This is a genomic window from Mesorhizobium sp. M0030, assembly GCF_040323695.1.
GTDB lineage: Bacteria > Pseudomonadota > Alphaproteobacteria > Rhizobiales > Rhizobiaceae > Mesorhizobium.
In genome coordinates this window covers 80,893-97,086 of record NZ_JAMYVE010000009.1, presented here as the reverse complement: position 1 = coordinate 97,086, position 16,194 = coordinate 80,893, and the positions used below count along the sequence as shown (strand labels likewise).

Sequence of the window (16,194 nt, the reverse complement as noted above, 5' to 3'; positions counted from 1 at the left end):
GGCCAAGCCATAATGACAGCTGGCATATCATGCATATTTAGCCGGCTTATCGATCTCGAGCATCAGTGAACATGACAGCTGACGATAGCGTGGTCTCAGGCCGCGATCTTCAGCGCACCCGGACCGGGAATGGCGCCGGGCGGGCACTTTCCCAGGATGATCATGCCGAGCACTTCGTCCTGCGTCACATCGGTGGTGAGCGCGGTGCCGACGACCTGGCCGTTCTTCATTACGCAGACCCGGTCGGCAAGCTCGAACACGTCGTGAATGTCGTGGCTGATCAGGAAAATGCCGATGCCGTCGGCCTTGAGCTGCTTTACCAGTTCGCCGACCTGCGCCGTCTCCTGCGGCCCAAGCGCGGCCGTCGGTTCGTCCATGATCAGGATGCGGGCGTTGAACAGGATGGCGCGTGCGATCGCCACCGACTGGCGCTGGCCGCCCGATAGCTTGATCACGGGCTCCTTGAAGCGCTGGAAGCGCGGATTGAGCCGGCCCATCACCTTGCGCGCCTCGGCCTCCATGGCGACATCGTCGAGTGTCCCCCACGCGGTCATCAGTTCGCGGCCGAGGAAGAGGTTGGCGGCAGCGTCGACATTGTCGGCCAGCGCAAGCGTCTGGTAGATCGTTTCGATGCCGTATTTCTTGGCGTCGCGCGGATTGGAGATCGAGGCCTCCTGGCCGTTGACCAAGATCTGGCCGGCATCGCGCTTGTAGGCGCCCGACAGGATCTTGATCAGCGTCGACTTACCGGCGCCGTTGTGGCCAAGCAGCGCCACCACTTCGCCCGGGAAAAGATCGATGGACGCATCGTCGACGGCGCGAATGCCACCGAACGCGATCGAGATGTTGCGCATGTCGATCAGTGGCGTACCGGTGGGAGCAGTTTTTTCCATAATCGTTCCTCCCTAGACGCGCTTGCGGTAGACGGTGTCGAGCCAGACGGCGATGACCAGGACAGCGCCAACGACAATGCTCTGCAGCGGCGAGTCGATGCCGAGCAGCACCATGCCGGATTGCAGCGACTGCATCAGTAGCGCGCCGAGCATGGCGCCCATCACCGTTCCGGCGCCGCCCGCGAGCGACGTGCCGCCGATGACAGCGGCCGCGATCACCAAAAGCTCGTCCAGTGTGCCCAGCGCATTGGTTGACGCATTGAGACGGGCCGACGAGATCGCCGCGCTGATTGCAGCCAGCACACCCATGATCATGAACACCTTCATGGTCACCCAGCGCGTGTTGATGCCGGCGAGTTCCGCTGCCTCCGGATTGCCCCCGATGGCGAAGACATAGCGGCCGAAACGCGTGCGCTTGGTGATGAACGTCATGATGATGCCGACAATCACCGCCATTAGCACCGGTATGGCGATGCCATGCGCGATGAACAGCCCGCCTTCGGGAACGGTGATGCCGTTCTGCTGTGCGTACTGGCGCACGATGCCGATCGGCCATGGATAGGAATTGGCGATCCACACGGCGCCGAGGATGGCCGCGCAAGTGACCACGCCAAGCAAGGTCTCGGCCCAGACGGGGCGCAGTGGAAAGCTGAAGCGCTTGCGCTGTGAGCGACCGTTGAGCAGCGCGAAGGCGACCGCCGCGCAGGCGACGATGCCGACGATCCAGCTGGCAGCGGCGCCAATCGAGCCGCGTGGTCCGCCGCCCATCAGCTGGAAGGTGGCGTCGAGTGGCGCGACCGTGCGCCCGCTGGTGATGAGCCATGCCATGCCACGCCAGACCAGCAGGCCACCAAGCGTCACGATGAAGGCCGGAACCTGCATATAGGCGATGATGAAGCCCTGGAACGCGCCGATCAGCAGACCAAGCACCACGCCGGCGGCAAGCGCGACGACCCAGAGCCAGGGGTTTCCAAGCTGGAAGCCGATGACGCGAATCAGGAATTCGGCCTGTGCCACGCCCATGATCATGCCGATCACGCCTTCGACGGAGCCCACCGAAAGGTCGATGTTGCGCATGACGATGACCAGTACCATGCCGGTCGCCATGATCGCGACCGAGGACGTCTGCACCGACAGGTTCCAAAGATTGCGCGGCGTCAGGAAAAGCCCACCCGACAGGATATGTATGCCGACCCAGATGACCAGCAGCGCGCCGACCATGCCGAGCATGCGCGTGTCGAGCTCGGTCGCTTTCAGGAACCGGGCGACCGCGCCGAGTTCAGACGCTCGTGCCGTATCGGCCTGCGGATTTGAGGTCGTGTCGGTCATGATGTCCTCCAGCGGCTTGCCGTCTGGCGCGGATGCCGGACCACAGCCTAGAAGTTTGCCGCCGATGGCGGAAACACACAATTCTCGTAGAGAAAACGCCGCGGCTTGACCGCCGCGGCGCCTCATTTCTTCAAGTCGTCGAGATCAGTTGCAAGCCGCGACGCTGCCGGCGGCGACGCCTGTGCAGACTTCGTCCTTCTTGATCCAGCCGGCGTCGATGACGACGTTGAGGTTGTCCTTGGTGATCGCGACGGGGGTCAGGAACAGCGACTTGACGGTGTTGCCGCCAGGCGTGGTGAAGTCCTTGGCGCCGGCAATGTCGCCCGTCTTCTTGCCATCGGCAAGCTGCGAGGCGATCTCGGCGGCGTTCTTGCCGAGTTCGCGCGCGTCTTTCCACACCGACACCGTCTGCGTGCCGAGCGCGATGCGGTTCAGGGCGGCATGGTCGCCGTCCTGGCCCGAGACCGGAACCGTTCCGGCAAGGCCCTGCGCCGTCAGCGCGGCGACAACGCCGCCGGCGGTGCCGTCATTGGCCGCAACCACGGCATCGACCTTGTTGTCATTGGCGGTCAGGAACTGTTCCATGTTCTTCTGGGCGTTGGCCGGCAGCCAGCCATCGGTATAGGCCTCGCCGACATTCTTGATCTTGCCCGAGTCGATGGCTTCCTTGAGCACTTCCATCGAGCCCGAGAACAGGAAATCGGCATTCGGATCCGAGCCCGAGCCCTTGATGAAGACATAGTTGCCTTCGGGCTTCGCCTTGAACACTTCGCGGGCCTGCATGCGGCCGACTTCCTTGTTGTCGAAGGTCAGGTAGAAGACGTCCTTGTTCTCGATCAGGCGGTCATAGCCGACGACCGGAATGCCTTCGTCCAGCGCCTTCTGCACCGCCGGGCCGATGGCCGAGGCGTCCTGCGCCAAGATGATCAGCGAGTTGGCGCCCTGCGAGATCAGGCTTTCGACGTCGGTCAGCTGCTTGCCGGGATTGGACTGCGCGTCGGCCGAAATGTACTTGTCGCCGGCGGCTTCGATCGCCGTTTTCATCGCCGCCTCGTCGGTCTTCCAGCGCTCTTCCTGGAAGTTCGACCACGACACGCCGATGACCTTGTCCTTCGCCTGCGCGACCGACATCAGCGCCAGCGACATGGCGACACCCGCCAGCATGGCGGCTGCAAATCTGTTCATTATAACCCTCCCTGCGCCGCCCACGGCGCGACAAAACCGGCCCGAAGGCCTGCACAAAGAGGCTCCATTTTTTCGAGCCTCGAAAAAATACTGGTTCAATGATAAGGCACTGTCAACATCGATTATGATGGATTCTGATGGCGTTGCCGAATTTTTTCGAGCTCCGCAATAAACAATGACAGGGCTGCCGGCGTCTGCCAATATTTGGCTGGTGCCGTCGAACGCCTTCACTATCATGAGGCGCGAGGAGGCCGGGAGGAAAACAAATGTCGGTTGGGATCCGCCACGACGATCTGCGCCGTCGCAACCGTGCGATGGTGATTTCGGCCGTGCGCCGGGCCGGCCAGCCGTCGCGGACCGAGATTGCGGCGACCACCGGCCTCAGCCATTCGACGATATCGGCAATCTCGTCTGATCTAATTCAAGAAGGCATCCTGATTGAAGGCAAGCCTGGCGAGACCGGCTCGCTGAAACGCGGCCGGCCGCAGGTCGGCCTTGGCCTCAACCCGGAAGCGGCGGCGGTCATGACCGTGGTGCTGTCGCTGAACTTCCTCTCCGTCACCGTCATCGACTATGCCGGCCAGGTGGTCGCGGAAGAACAGCGCCGGCTCGACACGCTGACCATGCCGCGCGACGAGCTGATCGGCGAATGCGTAGCAATCGTCGGGCGGCGTCTCGCGGACCCGGACCTCGATGTCCAGAGCATCGCCCGCATTGCCATGGGCATCCAGGGCATCACCGATTCGCAGGCGCGGGCCATGCTGTGGTCGCCAATCACGCCACTGACCGACATTGCCTTCGCCGACATGTTGGAAGCGGAATTCGGCATTCCTGCCACCATGGAGAACGACTGCAATATGATGGCGGTGGCCCTGCAATGGCGCCAGCCCGAGCGCTACCGCGACAATTTCATCGCGATCCTCTTGTCGCACGGCATCGGCATGGGGCTGGTGCTGAAAGGCGAACTGTTCACCGGCACCCATTCCTCGGGCGGCGAGTTCGGCCACATGATCCACCGTCCGGGCGGCGCGCTCTGCCGCTGCGGGCGGCGCGGCTGCGTCGAGGCCTATGCCGGAAACTACGCCATCTGGCGCAGCGCCAAAATGATGAGCGAAGATGCCGAGCCGGTCGATATCGGCGACGCTGATATGCGCGCACTCGCCGCGCGCGCCCGCGAAACCGATGGCCCGGAGCGCGAAGCCTATCGCAAGGCCGGTGAGGCGCTCGGCTTCGGCCTCGGCAGCCTGTTTGCGCTGATCGACCCGGCGCCTGTCGCCATGGTTGGCGTCAGCGCCGCCGCCTTCGACCTGATCGAGCCGGCATTGCGCGAAGCGATCGCCCAGACCGCCGGCGGCCAGCACTCGAAATCGATCTCCTTCGACACCGAGCCCAACGAGCTGCCGCTGATCCGCGAAGGCTGTGCCATGCGCGCGCTCGGCTTCGTCGATCAGGAGATTTTCGCGCCGGGCATTCAGGCCAAATCCGGCAAGCATGTCGCCTGAATGGCCGGCAACGGCGCGACGCGCAGCATCCTAGTCTTCCCTGATCGCGTAGCCGGCGCCGCGAATGGTACGGATGACATCCGGCATGCGGCCGTTGTTGACCGCTTTGCGTAAGCGCCCGACATGGACGTCGACGGTTCGCTCGTCGATGTAGATCGTCTCGCCCCAGACATTGTCGAGCAGCTGGCTGCGCGAGAACACGCGGCCGGGATGGCGCATCATGAATTCGAGCAGCCGGAACTCGGTCGGTCCGAGCCTGATCTCGCTCTTCTTGCGGTAGACACGGTGCGACTCGCGGTCGAGCACGATGTCGCCGACCTTGAGCACGCTGGACAGCACTTCCGGCTTGGCCCGGCGCAGCAGCGCCTTCACGCGCGCCATGAACTCCGGCGTCGAGAATGGCTTGACCAGATAGTCGTCGGCACCGGTGGACAGGCCGCGCACGCGATCGCTTTCCTCACCGCGCGCGGTCAGCATGATGATCGGCAGCCGCTCGGTTTCGGGCCGCACTCTAAGCCGCCGGCAGAGCTCGATGCCGGAAACAGCGGGCACCATCCAGTCGAGCACCAGGAGATCGGGCACGTTTTCCTGCAGGCGGATCTCGGCCTCGTCGCCGCGTGTCACCACCTCGACCTGATAGCCTTCGGATTCGAGGTTGTAGCGGAGGAGCACGCCTAGTGGCTCCTCGTCCTCCACGACCATGATGCGTGGCGCGATCATAGGCAGTTCACCCTCATCAGGCCGGCGTGGCCATCGCCGTCTCGTCCTGCTTCGGACGATTGGCGGGCAATTGCTGGCCGGTCAGCACATAATACGCATTTTCGGCGATGTTGGTGACATGATCGCCGATGCGCTCAAGATTCTTGGCGCAGAACAAGAGATGCGTGCAGGCGGTGATGTTGCGAGGGTCTTCCATCATGTAGGTCAAGAGCTCACGAAACACGGACGTGTATTTGACGTCGATGCGCTCGTCGTCATTCCTGAGTTTTGCAAGCGCTGCCGCATCGGTGGCGGCATATTCCTCGACGACGCCTTGCACCTGGATCAGCACCAGTTGCGCCATGGCGTCGATGGAGTGCGAGAGGTCGCGCGGCGTGACGCTCAAGCCCACGGTGCCGACGCGTTTGGCGATGTTCTTGGCGAGGTCGCCGATGCGCTCGAGGTCGCCCGCCATGCGGATCGAGCCGACCACGGCGCGCAGATCGTTGGCCATCGGCTGGCGCTTGGCGATCAGCGTGATGGCGCGGTCGTCCAGTTCGCGCTGGCGCGCATCCATGATGGCGTCGTCGGAAACGACACGCTGTGCCAGCGCATTGTCCGAATTGAGCAGCGCCCTGGTCGAGCCGCTGACCATCGAGCCTGCCAGATCGCCCATGTCGCGGATCAGCTTGCTGATCTGCCCGAGCTCTTCATCGAAGGAGGCGACGGTATGTTCACCCATGATCTTGGTCCTCGTGCCTGAAAATTCACCCGCCGGACGGCTCAGCCGAAGCGGCCGGTAATGTAGTCCTGGGTGCGCTTGTCGTCGGGGTTGGTGAACATCTTGTCGGTGGCGCCCTCCTCGACGAGATAGCCGAGATGGAACATCGCCGTGCGCTGCGACACGCGCGCCGCCTGCTGCATCGAGTGGGTGACGATGACGATCGTGTAGTTCTGGCGCAGTTCGTCGATCAGCTCCTCGACACGGGCGGTGGCGATCGGATCGAGCGCCGAGCAGGGCTCGTCCATCAGGATCACCTCCGGCGACACGGCGATGGCGCGCGCGATGCACAGGCGCTGCTGCTGGCCGCCGGACAGGCCGGTGCCGGGCTCCTGCAGGCGGTCCTTGACCTCGTTCCAGATCGCCGCCTTCTTCAGGCTCTGCTCGACGATCTGGTCCATGTCGGACTTGCGCTTGGCCAGCCCATGGATGCGCGGGCCGTAGGCGACGTTCTCGTAGATCGACTTCGGGAACGGGTTGGGTTTCTGGAACACCATGCCGACGCGGGCGCGCAGTTCGACGACATCGATGTTCTTGTCGTAGATGTCGTCTTCATCGAGCGTGATCTTGCCGGTCACCCGCGCCAAATCGATGGTGTCGTTCATGCGGTTGAGGCAGCGCAGGAAGGTCGACTTGCCGCAGCCGGACGGGCCGATCAGCGCCGTCACCTGGTTCTGACGCACGTCGAGATTGACGTCGAACAACGCCTGCTTCTCGCCGTAGAAGACGCCGACCTTGTCGCCGCGCATCTTGATGACTTCGTTCGACTTGGCGTTCATTTTGTCGCCCACTGCATTCTCAAGGGACTGTTCGGTCATGATGTTCATACCAAATTGCCTTTTTTCTACCAGCGCCGCTCGAAGCGGCGCCGGAGCACGATCGCGGTGATGTTCATGGCCATGAGGAAGACGAGCAGGATGATGATGGCGCCGGACATGCGCTCGACAAAAGCGCGCTCAGCCTCGTTTGCCCACATATAGATCTGAACCGGCAGCGCGGTCGCCGGATCGAAAGGCGTCGTCGGATAATCGGCGACGAAAGCGACCATGCCGATCAAGAGCAGCGGTGCTGTCTCGCCGAGCGCACGCGCCAGGCCGATGATGGTGCCGGTAAGGATGCCTGGGGCGGCAAGCGGCAGGATGTGATGGAACACCATCTGCATCTTGGAGGCGCCGAGACCTAGGGCCGCCGAGCGGATCGACGGCGGCACCGCGGCGAGGGCGGCGCGCGTGGCGATGATTATGGTCGGCAATGTCATCAAGGTCAGCACCAGGCCGCCGACGAAGGAAGCCGAGCGCGGCATGCCGAGGAAGTTGATGAACACGGCAAGGCCAAGCAGACCGAAGACGATCGACGGCACCGCCGCGAGATTGTTGATGTTGACTTCGATCAGGTCCGTAAAGCGGTTCTTCTTGGCGAACTCCTCCAGATAGATGGAGGCGGCGACGCCGATCGGCAGCGCCAGCAACAGCACGATCACCATCATGTAGAACGAGCCGATGATCGCCACGCCCATGCCCGACGTTTCGGGCCGGCTGGAGGCGCCATAGGTGAACAGGCCGGTGTTGAAATGCTCGGCCATCACGCCGTCGGCTTTAAGCTTGTTCATCCAGTCGATCTGCTGGTTGGACACCTTGCGGCGCGCTTCATCGACGCCGAGGTCGATCTGGCCCTTGAAGGCCGAGTCGAGGTTCGCGGCAGCCAGGATGTCGACGTCACGCGTCCTGCCGATCACCGACGGATCGGCGGAGACGATGTCGCGCAGCTGGACGCGGGCGCCTTCCGACAGCAAGCCCTTGAGCTTCAGCATCATCGGCTTGTTGGCCGGATCGATGCCGAGCTTGGCCACCAGTGCGTTTTCGGCGAGCTTGGGATAGTTCGCCTTGATCAGCACGGTAGGGTCGGTCGCGCGCTTGCCGGAGGGATCGATCACCTTCTCGTCGAAGGTGACCGGCAGCGTCACCGTCGTCTGCCAGAAGGCGGTGTAGCCTTTCGAGACGATGGTGATCAGCATGATGGCCAGGAACGCCAGGCCCACCGAGATCGCAATCACGCCATAGATGCGGAACCGGCGTTCGGCGGCATAGCGCGCCTTCAGCCCGATGTCGCGGCGCGGTCGCGCGACGGCGCCCGCCATCGTGTCCAGGGGGATGTCGGTCATTCGTACTGCTCCCGGTACTTGCGCACGATGTAGAGGGCGACGATGTTCATCACCAGCGTCAGCGCGAACAGCGTCAGGCCGAGCGCGAAGGCGACCAGCGTCTGCGGCGAGTTGAACTCGAGGTCGCCGGTCAGCTGGTTGACGATCTTGACGGTGATGGTCGTCATCGCCTCGAACGGATTGGCCGTCAGATTGGCGGCGACGCCCGCCGCCAGCACGACGATCATCGTCTCGCCGATGGCGCGCGACGCCGTCAACAGGATGGCGCCGACGATGCCGGGCAGTGCCGCCGGCAGGATCACCCGCTTGATCGTCTCGGAGCGGGTGGCGCCGAGGCCGAGCGAGCCGTCACGCATTGCGCGCGGCACCGCGGTGATGATGTCGTCGGACAAAGAGGACACGACCGGGATCAGCATGACGCCCATCACCAGACCGGCGGTGAAGATGCTCTGGCCCTGGATGAAGGGCGAGCCGCCGGTGAGTGCCGCCGACAGGTCGCGCAAGAACGGTCCGAGCGTGACAACGGCGAAGATGCCGTAGACGATGGTCGGAATGCCGGCCAGCAGTTCCAACGCCGGCTTGACCACCGAGCGCACACCGCGCGAGGCATATTCGGACATGTAGACCGCCGACATCAGCCCGACCGGCACTGCGACCAGAAGCGCGACGGCGGCGATGTAGAGCGTGCCGGCGAGTAGCGGGATCAGGCCGAACTGACCCTGGCTGCCGCCGGAACCGGCGGCGGCGAAACGCGGATCCCACACCGTGCCGAAGAAGAAGCTCATCGGCGATACGCTCTCGAAGAAGGTGATCGTCTGGAACAGCATCGACAGCACGATGCCGACCGTGGTCAGGATGGCGATGGTCGAGGCCGCAAGCAGCCCCCACAGCATCAGCTTCTCGACATTGTTGCGCGCCCTGGCGCGCGGCGCGATCTGCCTCAGCGCATAGAAGGCGCCGGCGACCGACAGCGCGAAGGTCAGCACGGCGCCGAACAGGCCGAGCCGGTCCTGGACCTGGTTCGCCTCGACCGCGATCGGGATCATATAGTCCTGTGTGTCGCTGGCCAGTGCCACGCCCTTGGCGGCGAGCAGCGGCTGCAATTCGGCGAAAGTAGCGGGAAGTGCGGTATCGCCATCGAGCCGGCGCAGGCCCTTGGCCAGGCTCTTCACCAGGCTGGCGTCGAGCGCTTCGCTGGCCACCTTTGTGTCGGCGGTGCGCTCGGGCAAAGCGGCATGGATGTGCCGGTCGAGATAGAAGGAAGAGCCGATATCCCAGACGGCGAGCAGCAGGACGGCAGGCAGGACCGCGAGCAGAAAGGCCCACCAGCCATGATAATGCGCGCGCGAATGCGGCTTGACCTTGCCGGTATCCTGCGCCGCTGCGCGCTGGCGGCCGATCACAAAAGCGACCACGCCTATGGCGATGACTATGGCGAGTACGAGCAAGGACGACATCACCCACCCCAGGGAAAATTCAGATCGCCGCCACCGTTGCGGCAAGCGGCGAAATCATGGCGCGGATTTGGTCCGCGCCCTGATCCGGTCGGTTGATTACATCGTCTTTCCGGCGGCGAAGGCGTCGCGCTGGCCCTGACGTTCGGCGTCGGGAGCGGAAACCAGGCCGTACTGGGCGAGCGGGCTTTCCGGGCCGATCATCTGGTCATCAAGGAAGAACTCGACATATTCCTTGAGGCCGGGAACGACGCCCAGATGCGCCTTCTTGACGTAGAAGAACAACGGCCGCGACACGGGGTACGTGCCATCGGCGATGGTCTGCGTCGAAGGCACGATGCCTTCCACGGTAGCGACCTTCAGCTTGTCGGCATTGTTCTCGTAGAAGGCGAGGCCGAACACGCCAACGCCGGTCTTGTTGGAGTCGATGCGGGCCAGCGTCTCGGTGTAGTCGCCATCGATGTCGACAGCCTTGCCGTCCTTGCGGATGGCGATGCAGGTCTTGCCGATTTCCTTGTCGTCGGCGATGCCGGCAGCCTTCAAAGCGGCCTTGTCGCAGCCGGCGTCGAGCAGCTTGGTCTCGAACACTTCACGGGTGCCGTGCTTCTCACCCGGGATATAGGCGGCGATATCCCAGTCGGGCAGCTTCGGATTGACCTGGTTCCACTTGGTGTTCGGGTTGTCGACCAGCTTGCCGTCGACCACCAGCTTGGCGGCGAGCGCCTTGTAGATGTCGGCGGGAACCAGCGCCCAGTCCGGACCCTTGATGTCGGTGGCAAAGACGATGCCGTCATAGCCGATGCGGACTTCCTGGACGTCCTTGACGCCGGCGTCGGCGCAGGACTTCAGCTCGTCCTTCTTGATCGGGCGCGAGGAGTTGGCGATATCGATCGTGTCTTCGCCGACGCCCTTGCAGAACTCCTTGATGCCGGCGCCGCTGCCGCCGGACTCGACCACCGGGGTCTTGAAGTTGGTGAAGGTTTCGCCGAACTGCTCGGCGACGATCTTGGCGTAAGGCAGCACGGTCGACGAACCGGCGACCTGGATCTGGTCACGCGCAGCGGCGACACCGGACGATGCGGCGAACGCTACCGCCACGGCCGATGCCGTAACGAGGAATTTCTTCATGTGGCCTGCTCCTGTTCGGAAGATGGTCTCTTGGCGCCCTCTTCAAACCGGCGCCCGCTGAGGCCAATAGCCTTCGATTATTACAGTCGCATGACAGTTTCGTGTCAGCCCGGTAACGTCGCACAGACGTCTTGTGGGCCGCACCCTTTAAGCCGGTTTGTGGGAATGGAAGTTGCCGCTGGAATCAGACGCTTGCGCAATTCGTGCTGGCATCAAGTCCCGGCACACCGCAGGCCGCGATGCCGAGAAAGAAAAACCGGACGGGAGCGCGTTGCCCGTGACCAGAGCGAATCTTGGCCGAGCCATCGCCAAAAACAGGTCCGTTGGGGTAGATTCGACGCTGTTTCTTGTCGGCGGTCGCTTGCTCCCGCCCGTAACTGAATGAGCGGTTTCGTTGCGACCATTGTCCTGACTGGGCGCCAGCTTTGATATGGTGCGATCGCACCATATCCTTGGCTGTTGCGGCGCGGCCGAATCCCGGCGGCGCCGCAGGTTGCTATCCAGCGTCTCGTTGGGCTTCGCCTGATATGCCGACCCAGCGCTCGACCTTTTCGAGCAGCGCCCTGGGGCTGATCGGCTTGGGCAGATAGTCGTCCATGCCGGCTTCCAGGCAGCGCTCACGGTCGCCCTTCAAGGCATGCGCGGTGACGCCGACGATCGGGATATGCATACCCGTATGTTCTTCCAGCCGGCGAATTGCGGCGGTGGCCTCGAGCCCGTTCATCTCCGGCATCGAGACGTCCATCAGGATCATGCGCGGATTAAGCCGGCCGAAGGCGTCGAGCGCCTTGCGGCCGTTGCCGACGATTTCGAAACTGTAGCCGGTTTCGCCGATTATCTGGGTGAACACCATCTGGTTCACCTCATTGTCCTCGGCAACGAGAATGTCGAGCCGGCGTTCATCCCCGGCGGCCCGGGCGCGGGCACGAACCGGCGGCGGTTGCAGCAAGGCGCGTTCCGATGCAGCGAGCGGCGGCTTTGCCGGCGACGGTTCGTTCCTGCCGCCGCCGGAACCGCTGCTTGCCGCCGGCAGCACACGGCCGTCCGTGATATTGTGATGGTGCCGCTGGATGGTGGCGACCAGCGTTTCCAGAAGCACCGAGGAACGCGCCGGCTTGATCAGCTGGGCGTCGATGCCGAGATCGCGATAGCTGGTGTTGGCGAGCGACTGGTCGACCGAGGTCAGCATGATGATCGGCGTGTCGGCCAGCCCTGCGGTGTTGCGCACGACGCGCGCCATTTCGGCGCCGCTCATCCCCGGCATCTGATAATCGAGCACGACGCAGTCGACCGGCACGCCGTAGGCAGCCGCGGCGACCAGCACCTTGAGCCCTTCGGGTCCGCTTTCGGCGGCGCAGGAATCGAAGGTCCATGACGCCATCTGCTCGCTCAGGATCGATCGGTTGACGGCATTGTCGTCGACGATCAGCACCCGTGAGCCGGTCACGTCGACCGGCATGATCCGCCGTCCGGTCTGTTCCTCGGCCCTGGGCAATGTCACGGTGAACCAGAAGGTCGAGCCCTTGCCTTCGGCGCTCTCGACACCGATCTCGCCGCCCATCAACTCGACCAGCCGCGAGGTGATGGCGAGCCCGAGCCCTGTGCCTTCGTGGCGTCTGGTCGACGAGGTGTCGGCCTGACTGAATTTTTCGAAGACGAGCTTTAATTTCTGCTGCGGAATGCCGATGCCGGTGTCGGTGACCGAAACGGTAAGCTTTGTCCCCGTCGGCCCCCTTTGTCCGGTCACGTCGACCAGCACGTGGCCTTCGTCGGTAAACTTCACCGCGTTGCCGACCAGATTGGTGACGATCTGCCTGACGCGACCGACATCGCCGACGAACAGGCTTTCCAGGCCCGGCTCGACGCGCACGATGAGCTCGAGGTCCTTCTCCTTGGCGCGCGTCGATATCAGCGTCGCCACATCCTCGATCGCTTCGGGCAGGTTGAAGGGCGCAGGGTCGAGCACCAGCTGTCCGGCATCGATCTTGGAGAAGTCCAGTATGTCGTTGATGATGGTCAAGAGCGCGTTACCCGACTTGACGATGATATCGGTGAACGTCTTCTGCTTGGGATCGAGGTCGGATTTGGCCAGCAACTCGGCCATGCCGAGTACGCCGTTCATCGGCGTGCGGATCTCGTGGCTCATATTGGCCAGGAATTCCGACTTGGCGCGGTCGGCCAGCACGGCGCGCTGGCGCGCCTCGCGCAGTTCGGCCTCGCGCAGCTTCAGTTCGGTGATGTCGGTGGTCGACCCAATCAGATAGAGCGAACCGTCGGACGCGATCATCGCGCCCTTGCGGGCGAACTGGTGGCGCACGCTGCCGTCGGCAAGCGTCACCGTTTCCTCGATCTCCTGTGTATCGCCTGTGCGCAGCACGGCGAGATCGCTGTTGACGAAGGCTTCGCCGTCTTCGCCGAAAATCTCGATGTCCGTCTTGCCGATCGCGTCTTCCCTGCGGAGGCCGGTGAGGTCACACCAGCCCTTGTTGACGTAGAACTGCCTGAGGTCGGAGCGCTTGGCGTAGATCGACACCGGCACGTTGTCGATGAGATTGCGGAACACCTCGTTCTCGCGCATGCTCTCTTCCAGCGCCTGCTCGCGCGCCTTGACGTCGGTGATGTCGGTGCTGGAGCCGACAAGGTGCACCGACCCATCGAGCGCCACCAGCCGGCTCTTGCGCGTCATCAATTGCCGCACCGTGCCGTCGCGATGGGTAACGGGCTCCTCGATCTCGCGGCCGCGGCCGGTGACGACGACCTCGGTGTCGTCATGGGTGTAGGTTTCGGCGTCGTCGATGCCGAAAAGCTGGAGATCGGTCCGGCCGATGACTTCCTCCTTGGGGATGCCGGTCAGCGCGCACCAGGCCTTGTTGACGAATTCCATGCTCAGATCCTGCGCCTTGATGAAGGCGGCGACCGGCAGTTCGTCCATGACGTGGCGGAACAGGTCGATCTGGCGCATGCTTTCCTGCAGCGCCTTTTCGCGGCTCTTGATCTCCGAGATGTCGACGCGCACGCCGATGAAGGTGCCGTCCTCGGTGCGCATATCGTAGACCTGATACCAGCGGCCGTCCGCATTGAGGCGCTCATAGGACGAGTTGGGCAGGCGATAGCGGGCGAGGATGGCATTGAGCCAGACATCGGGGTCGCCTTCATAGAGCCTATCGATTTCTCGATCGCCGCTCGATCGGAAATAGCCGACCGAATGTCCGAGTTCCAGGGCCTCGCGGAAGCTGCGGCCGGGCTGCCATGCCGGTTTCAGCTCCGGCAGCGTGTCCTGCAGCTTGCGGTTTGCAAAGACGAACTTGTCGTCGCGGTCATAGATGATGACGGCCGCCGGCAGCGACTCCAGCACCGTGGCGAGGTTCTTGCGGGCGTCCTCGGCTTCGGTCTCGCGGCGCTTCATGTCGGAGATGTCGAACAGGAAACCGGCGACATAGTTGCGGCCGCTGGGCATGCCGACGCGGTTCTTGCGCACGATGCGCGAGCGGCTGGCGCCCTCGGCGTCGAAAGTCTCCTCGACCTCGTAGGGCGTGCCGGTCGCCAGCACGGCGCGTTCGCTGTCTTCGAATTGGGCGGCGTCCTTTTGCTTGAGGAAGTCGCCGCCGGGCCTGCCCAGCATCGCTTGCGGGCTCTGTCCGAACAGTGCCGAAAACGCCTCATTGACGAAGACGAAACGCAGATTGTCGTCCTTGACGAAGATCGGATCCTTGACGCCGTTGATCACCGCCTCGGCCAGCCGCGATTTCTCCAGCGCTAGGGCGAGTTCAGCCTCGCGATCTTTCATGTTGGTGACGTCGACATAGGAGATCAGCCTTTTGCCGCCGGCGAGCGGCGCCAGCGATGCAATCAGCGTACGGCCGTCATTGCGTGGCAATTGCCTGGAGCCCACCAGGCCGGCCGAGATTTCTGCTTCGCGCTCGGCGATGTGGCCCTGCCATTCGGCATCGTCAGCACCGTACGGGTCCATATCGCGGCTGGCCTGCATCAGTTCGCGGAAGCCGCAGCCGATGCCGGCGCGTCGGGGATCGATTTCCCAGAAATCATAGAAGGCGCGGTTGATCACCTCCGCGCGCATGTCCGCATCAAGGACGAGCACGCCGATCGGCATCTGGTCGACCATCGTGCGAAGATTGGCGAAGGTCTCCGTAATTTTGGCGTTGGCACTCTCGATCTCTGCGTCGCGACGCTTGAGCTCGGAGACGTCGTAGTAGGTCAACAGCCGCTTGCCGCCGGACAATGCCGTCACCGAGAACATCATCGTCCTGCCGTTGGCATGGAGAAATTCGCGTGGCGCAACCGAGCCGGCGCTGATCTCCTCGATGCGGGTGGCTAGGTAGTGCCGCCACTGCTGTTCATCGAGATCGCCGTAGATGCCGTTGCGGCGGTTGAGTTCCATCAACAGACTGAACGGCGCGCCGACAGTGACGGCGCCGTCGGGAATCCTGGAGAGCTCGCGATAGGCCTTGTTGACGATGAGCGTGTCGAACTTCGCGTCAAGCACCACGACGCCCATATGCATGGCATCCATTGTCCGCTCGAGATCGGCGAGGTGCTGCGTAGCCTCGCCGGCCGGCGGATCGCTCTCGTCCTGCCGCAGTTCGTCCAGCGCACCGGCCAGTGCCGTGACGTTGCGGCCGATGCCGCGATAGCCGATGAATTCGCCTTCGCCGTCGAACCGCGGGGAACCGGTGATCGAAACCCAGCGGCAGCCGGGACGGCCGCCCTTCAACTCATAAACAAAGTCGCGAAACGGCCGATGCGCCTGCAGATCCTCCAGATGCGCGGCGGCGTGTCGATTGCCGTGCACCATCTGCTTGAGGAAATCGAAGCGGAAACGGCCAAGAATGCTGGCGGGATCGATGCCGGTGGCGGCCTGGTAGTTCTCCGAAAGCCAGGAAAAGCGCAGCTCGGCGTCGGTCTCCCAGACCCAGTCGGCGCCGGCCCCGACCAGTTCGCGCAGCGCTTCGGGCGACCCCCCGACGGACGTATCCTCGCCGTTCACCACCCCTTTTCGGGAACCGCGTCCGCCGCGTGTTCCAACAGTCCCGTCAGCCATCCC

At 63.5% G+C, this 16,194-nt stretch carries 11 protein-coding genes; 1 reads left to right on the top strand and 10 read right to left on the bottom strand.

What is annotated here, in order from left to right; all coding sequences use genetic code 11:
* Positions 1-95 precede the first annotated feature (95 nt).
* The 3 genes from NKJ80_RS18870 to xylF all read right to left on the bottom strand — a co-directional run bounded on the left by NKJ80_RS18870 (position 96) and on the right by xylF (position 3,407).
* Positions 96-893 carry an ATP-binding cassette domain-containing protein gene (locus NKJ80_RS18870; protein WP_023683966.1) on the bottom strand — a complete coding sequence of 266 codons (798 nt, stop codon included), beginning with the start codon at positions 891-893 and terminating at the stop codon, positions 96-98.
* A gap of 12 nt (positions 894-905) precedes the next feature.
* Positions 906-2,222, bottom strand: coding sequence for a sugar ABC transporter permease (locus tag NKJ80_RS18865; RefSeq protein WP_023683967.1), 1,317 nt, complete (start codon positions 2,220-2,222; stop codon positions 906-908).
* 144 nt (positions 2,223-2,366) lie between these two features.
* Positions 2,367-3,407 carry a D-xylose ABC transporter substrate-binding protein gene (xylF, locus tag NKJ80_RS18860; protein WP_023683968.1) on the bottom strand — a complete coding sequence of 347 codons (1,041 nt, stop codon included), beginning with the start codon at positions 3,405-3,407 and terminating at the stop codon, positions 2,367-2,369.
* Between the two features lie 266 nt (positions 3,408-3,673).
* On the opposite strand from xylF, the gene NKJ80_RS18855 reads away from it, so the two are divergent.
* Positions 3,674-4,909 carry an ROK family protein gene (locus tag NKJ80_RS18855; protein WP_023683969.1) on the top strand — a complete coding sequence of 412 codons (1,236 nt, stop codon included), beginning with the start codon at positions 3,674-3,676 and terminating at the stop codon, positions 4,907-4,909.
* Positions 4,910-4,939: 30 nt separating this feature from the next.
* Here the strand turns inward: NKJ80_RS18855 and phoB are convergent, their stop codons facing one another.
* The 7 genes from phoB to NKJ80_RS18820 form a co-directional block, all read right to left on the bottom strand.
* Complete coding sequence (gene phoB / locus NKJ80_RS18850; RefSeq protein ID WP_023822590.1) at positions 4,940-5,629, bottom strand: phosphate regulon transcriptional regulator PhoB; 690 nt, start codon at positions 5,627-5,629, stop codon at positions 4,940-4,942.
* Between the two features lie 16 nt (positions 5,630-5,645).
* The gene (gene phoU, locus NKJ80_RS18845; RefSeq protein ID WP_023670109.1) at positions 5,646-6,350 is read right to left on the bottom strand and encodes a phosphate signaling complex protein PhoU; all 705 of its coding nucleotides are present in this window, start codon (positions 6,348-6,350) and stop codon (positions 5,646-5,648) included.
* 41 nt (positions 6,351-6,391) lie between these two features.
* The gene (pstB, locus tag NKJ80_RS18840; RefSeq protein ID WP_023683970.1) at positions 6,392-7,216 is read right to left on the bottom strand and encodes a phosphate ABC transporter ATP-binding protein PstB; all 825 of its coding nucleotides are present in this window, start codon (positions 7,214-7,216) and stop codon (positions 6,392-6,394) included.
* 17 nt (positions 7,217-7,233) lie between these two features.
* Positions 7,234-8,550 carry a phosphate ABC transporter permease PstA gene (pstA, locus tag NKJ80_RS18835; protein ID WP_352498121.1) on the bottom strand — a complete coding sequence of 439 codons (1,317 nt, stop codon included), beginning with the start codon at positions 8,548-8,550 and terminating at the stop codon, positions 7,234-7,236.
* Entirely contained in the window at positions 8,547-10,007 is a 1,461-nt protein-coding gene (pstC, locus tag NKJ80_RS18830) for a phosphate ABC transporter permease subunit PstC (RefSeq protein WP_023706293.1), read from the bottom strand. Before pstC ends, pstA begins: the two co-directional genes overlap by 4 nt.
* A gap of 96 nt (positions 10,008-10,103) precedes the next feature.
* Positions 10,104-11,132, bottom strand: coding sequence for a substrate-binding domain-containing protein (locus tag NKJ80_RS18825; RefSeq protein WP_023670113.1), 1,029 nt, complete (start codon positions 11,130-11,132; stop codon positions 10,104-10,106).
* Positions 11,133-11,628: 496 nt separating this feature from the next.
* Positions 11,629-16,191, bottom strand: a complete 4,563-nt coding sequence (locus tag NKJ80_RS18820) for a PAS domain-containing hybrid sensor histidine kinase/response regulator (protein WP_502902208.1) — start codon at positions 16,189-16,191, stop codon at positions 11,629-11,631.
* Between the last annotated feature and the right edge of the window lie 3 nt (positions 16,192-16,194).

Coding starts and splice junctions, on each gene's coding strand:
- NKJ80_RS18820 (WP_502902208.1), bottom strand. CDS start 16,191: ATGGCTGACGGGACTGTTGGAACACGCGGCGGACGCGGTTCCCGAAAA.
- phoU (WP_023670109.1), bottom strand. CDS start 6,350: ATGGGTGAACATACCGTCGCCTCCTTCGATGAAGAGCTCGGGCAGATC.
- NKJ80_RS18870 (WP_023683966.1), bottom strand. CDS start 893: ATGGAAAAAACTGCTCCCACCGGTACGCCACTGATCGACATGCGCAAC.
- xylF (WP_023683968.1), bottom strand. CDS start 3,407: ATGAACAGATTTGCAGCCGCCATGCTGGCGGGTGTCGCCATGTCGCTG.
- pstB (WP_023683970.1), bottom strand. CDS start 7,216: ATGAACATCATGACCGAACAGTCCCTTGAGAATGCAGTGGGCGACAAA.
- NKJ80_RS18865 (WP_023683967.1), bottom strand. CDS start 2,222: ATGACCGACACGACCTCAAATCCGCAGGCCGATACGGCACGAGCGTCT.
- pstA (WP_352498121.1), bottom strand. CDS start 8,550: ATGACCGACATCCCCCTGGACACGATGGCGGGCGCCGTCGCGCGACCG.
- NKJ80_RS18855 (WP_023683969.1), top strand. CDS start 3,674: ATGTCGGTTGGGATCCGCCACGACGATCTGCGCCGTCGCAACCGTGCG.
- phoB (WP_023822590.1), bottom strand. CDS start 5,629: ATGATCGCGCCACGCATCATGGTCGTGGAGGACGAGGAGCCACTAGGC.
- pstC (WP_023706293.1), bottom strand. CDS start 10,007: ATGTCGTCCTTGCTCGTACTCGCCATAGTCATCGCCATAGGCGTGGTC.
- NKJ80_RS18825 (WP_023670113.1), bottom strand. CDS start 11,132: ATGAAGAAATTCCTCGTTACGGCATCGGCCGTGGCGGTAGCGTTCGCC.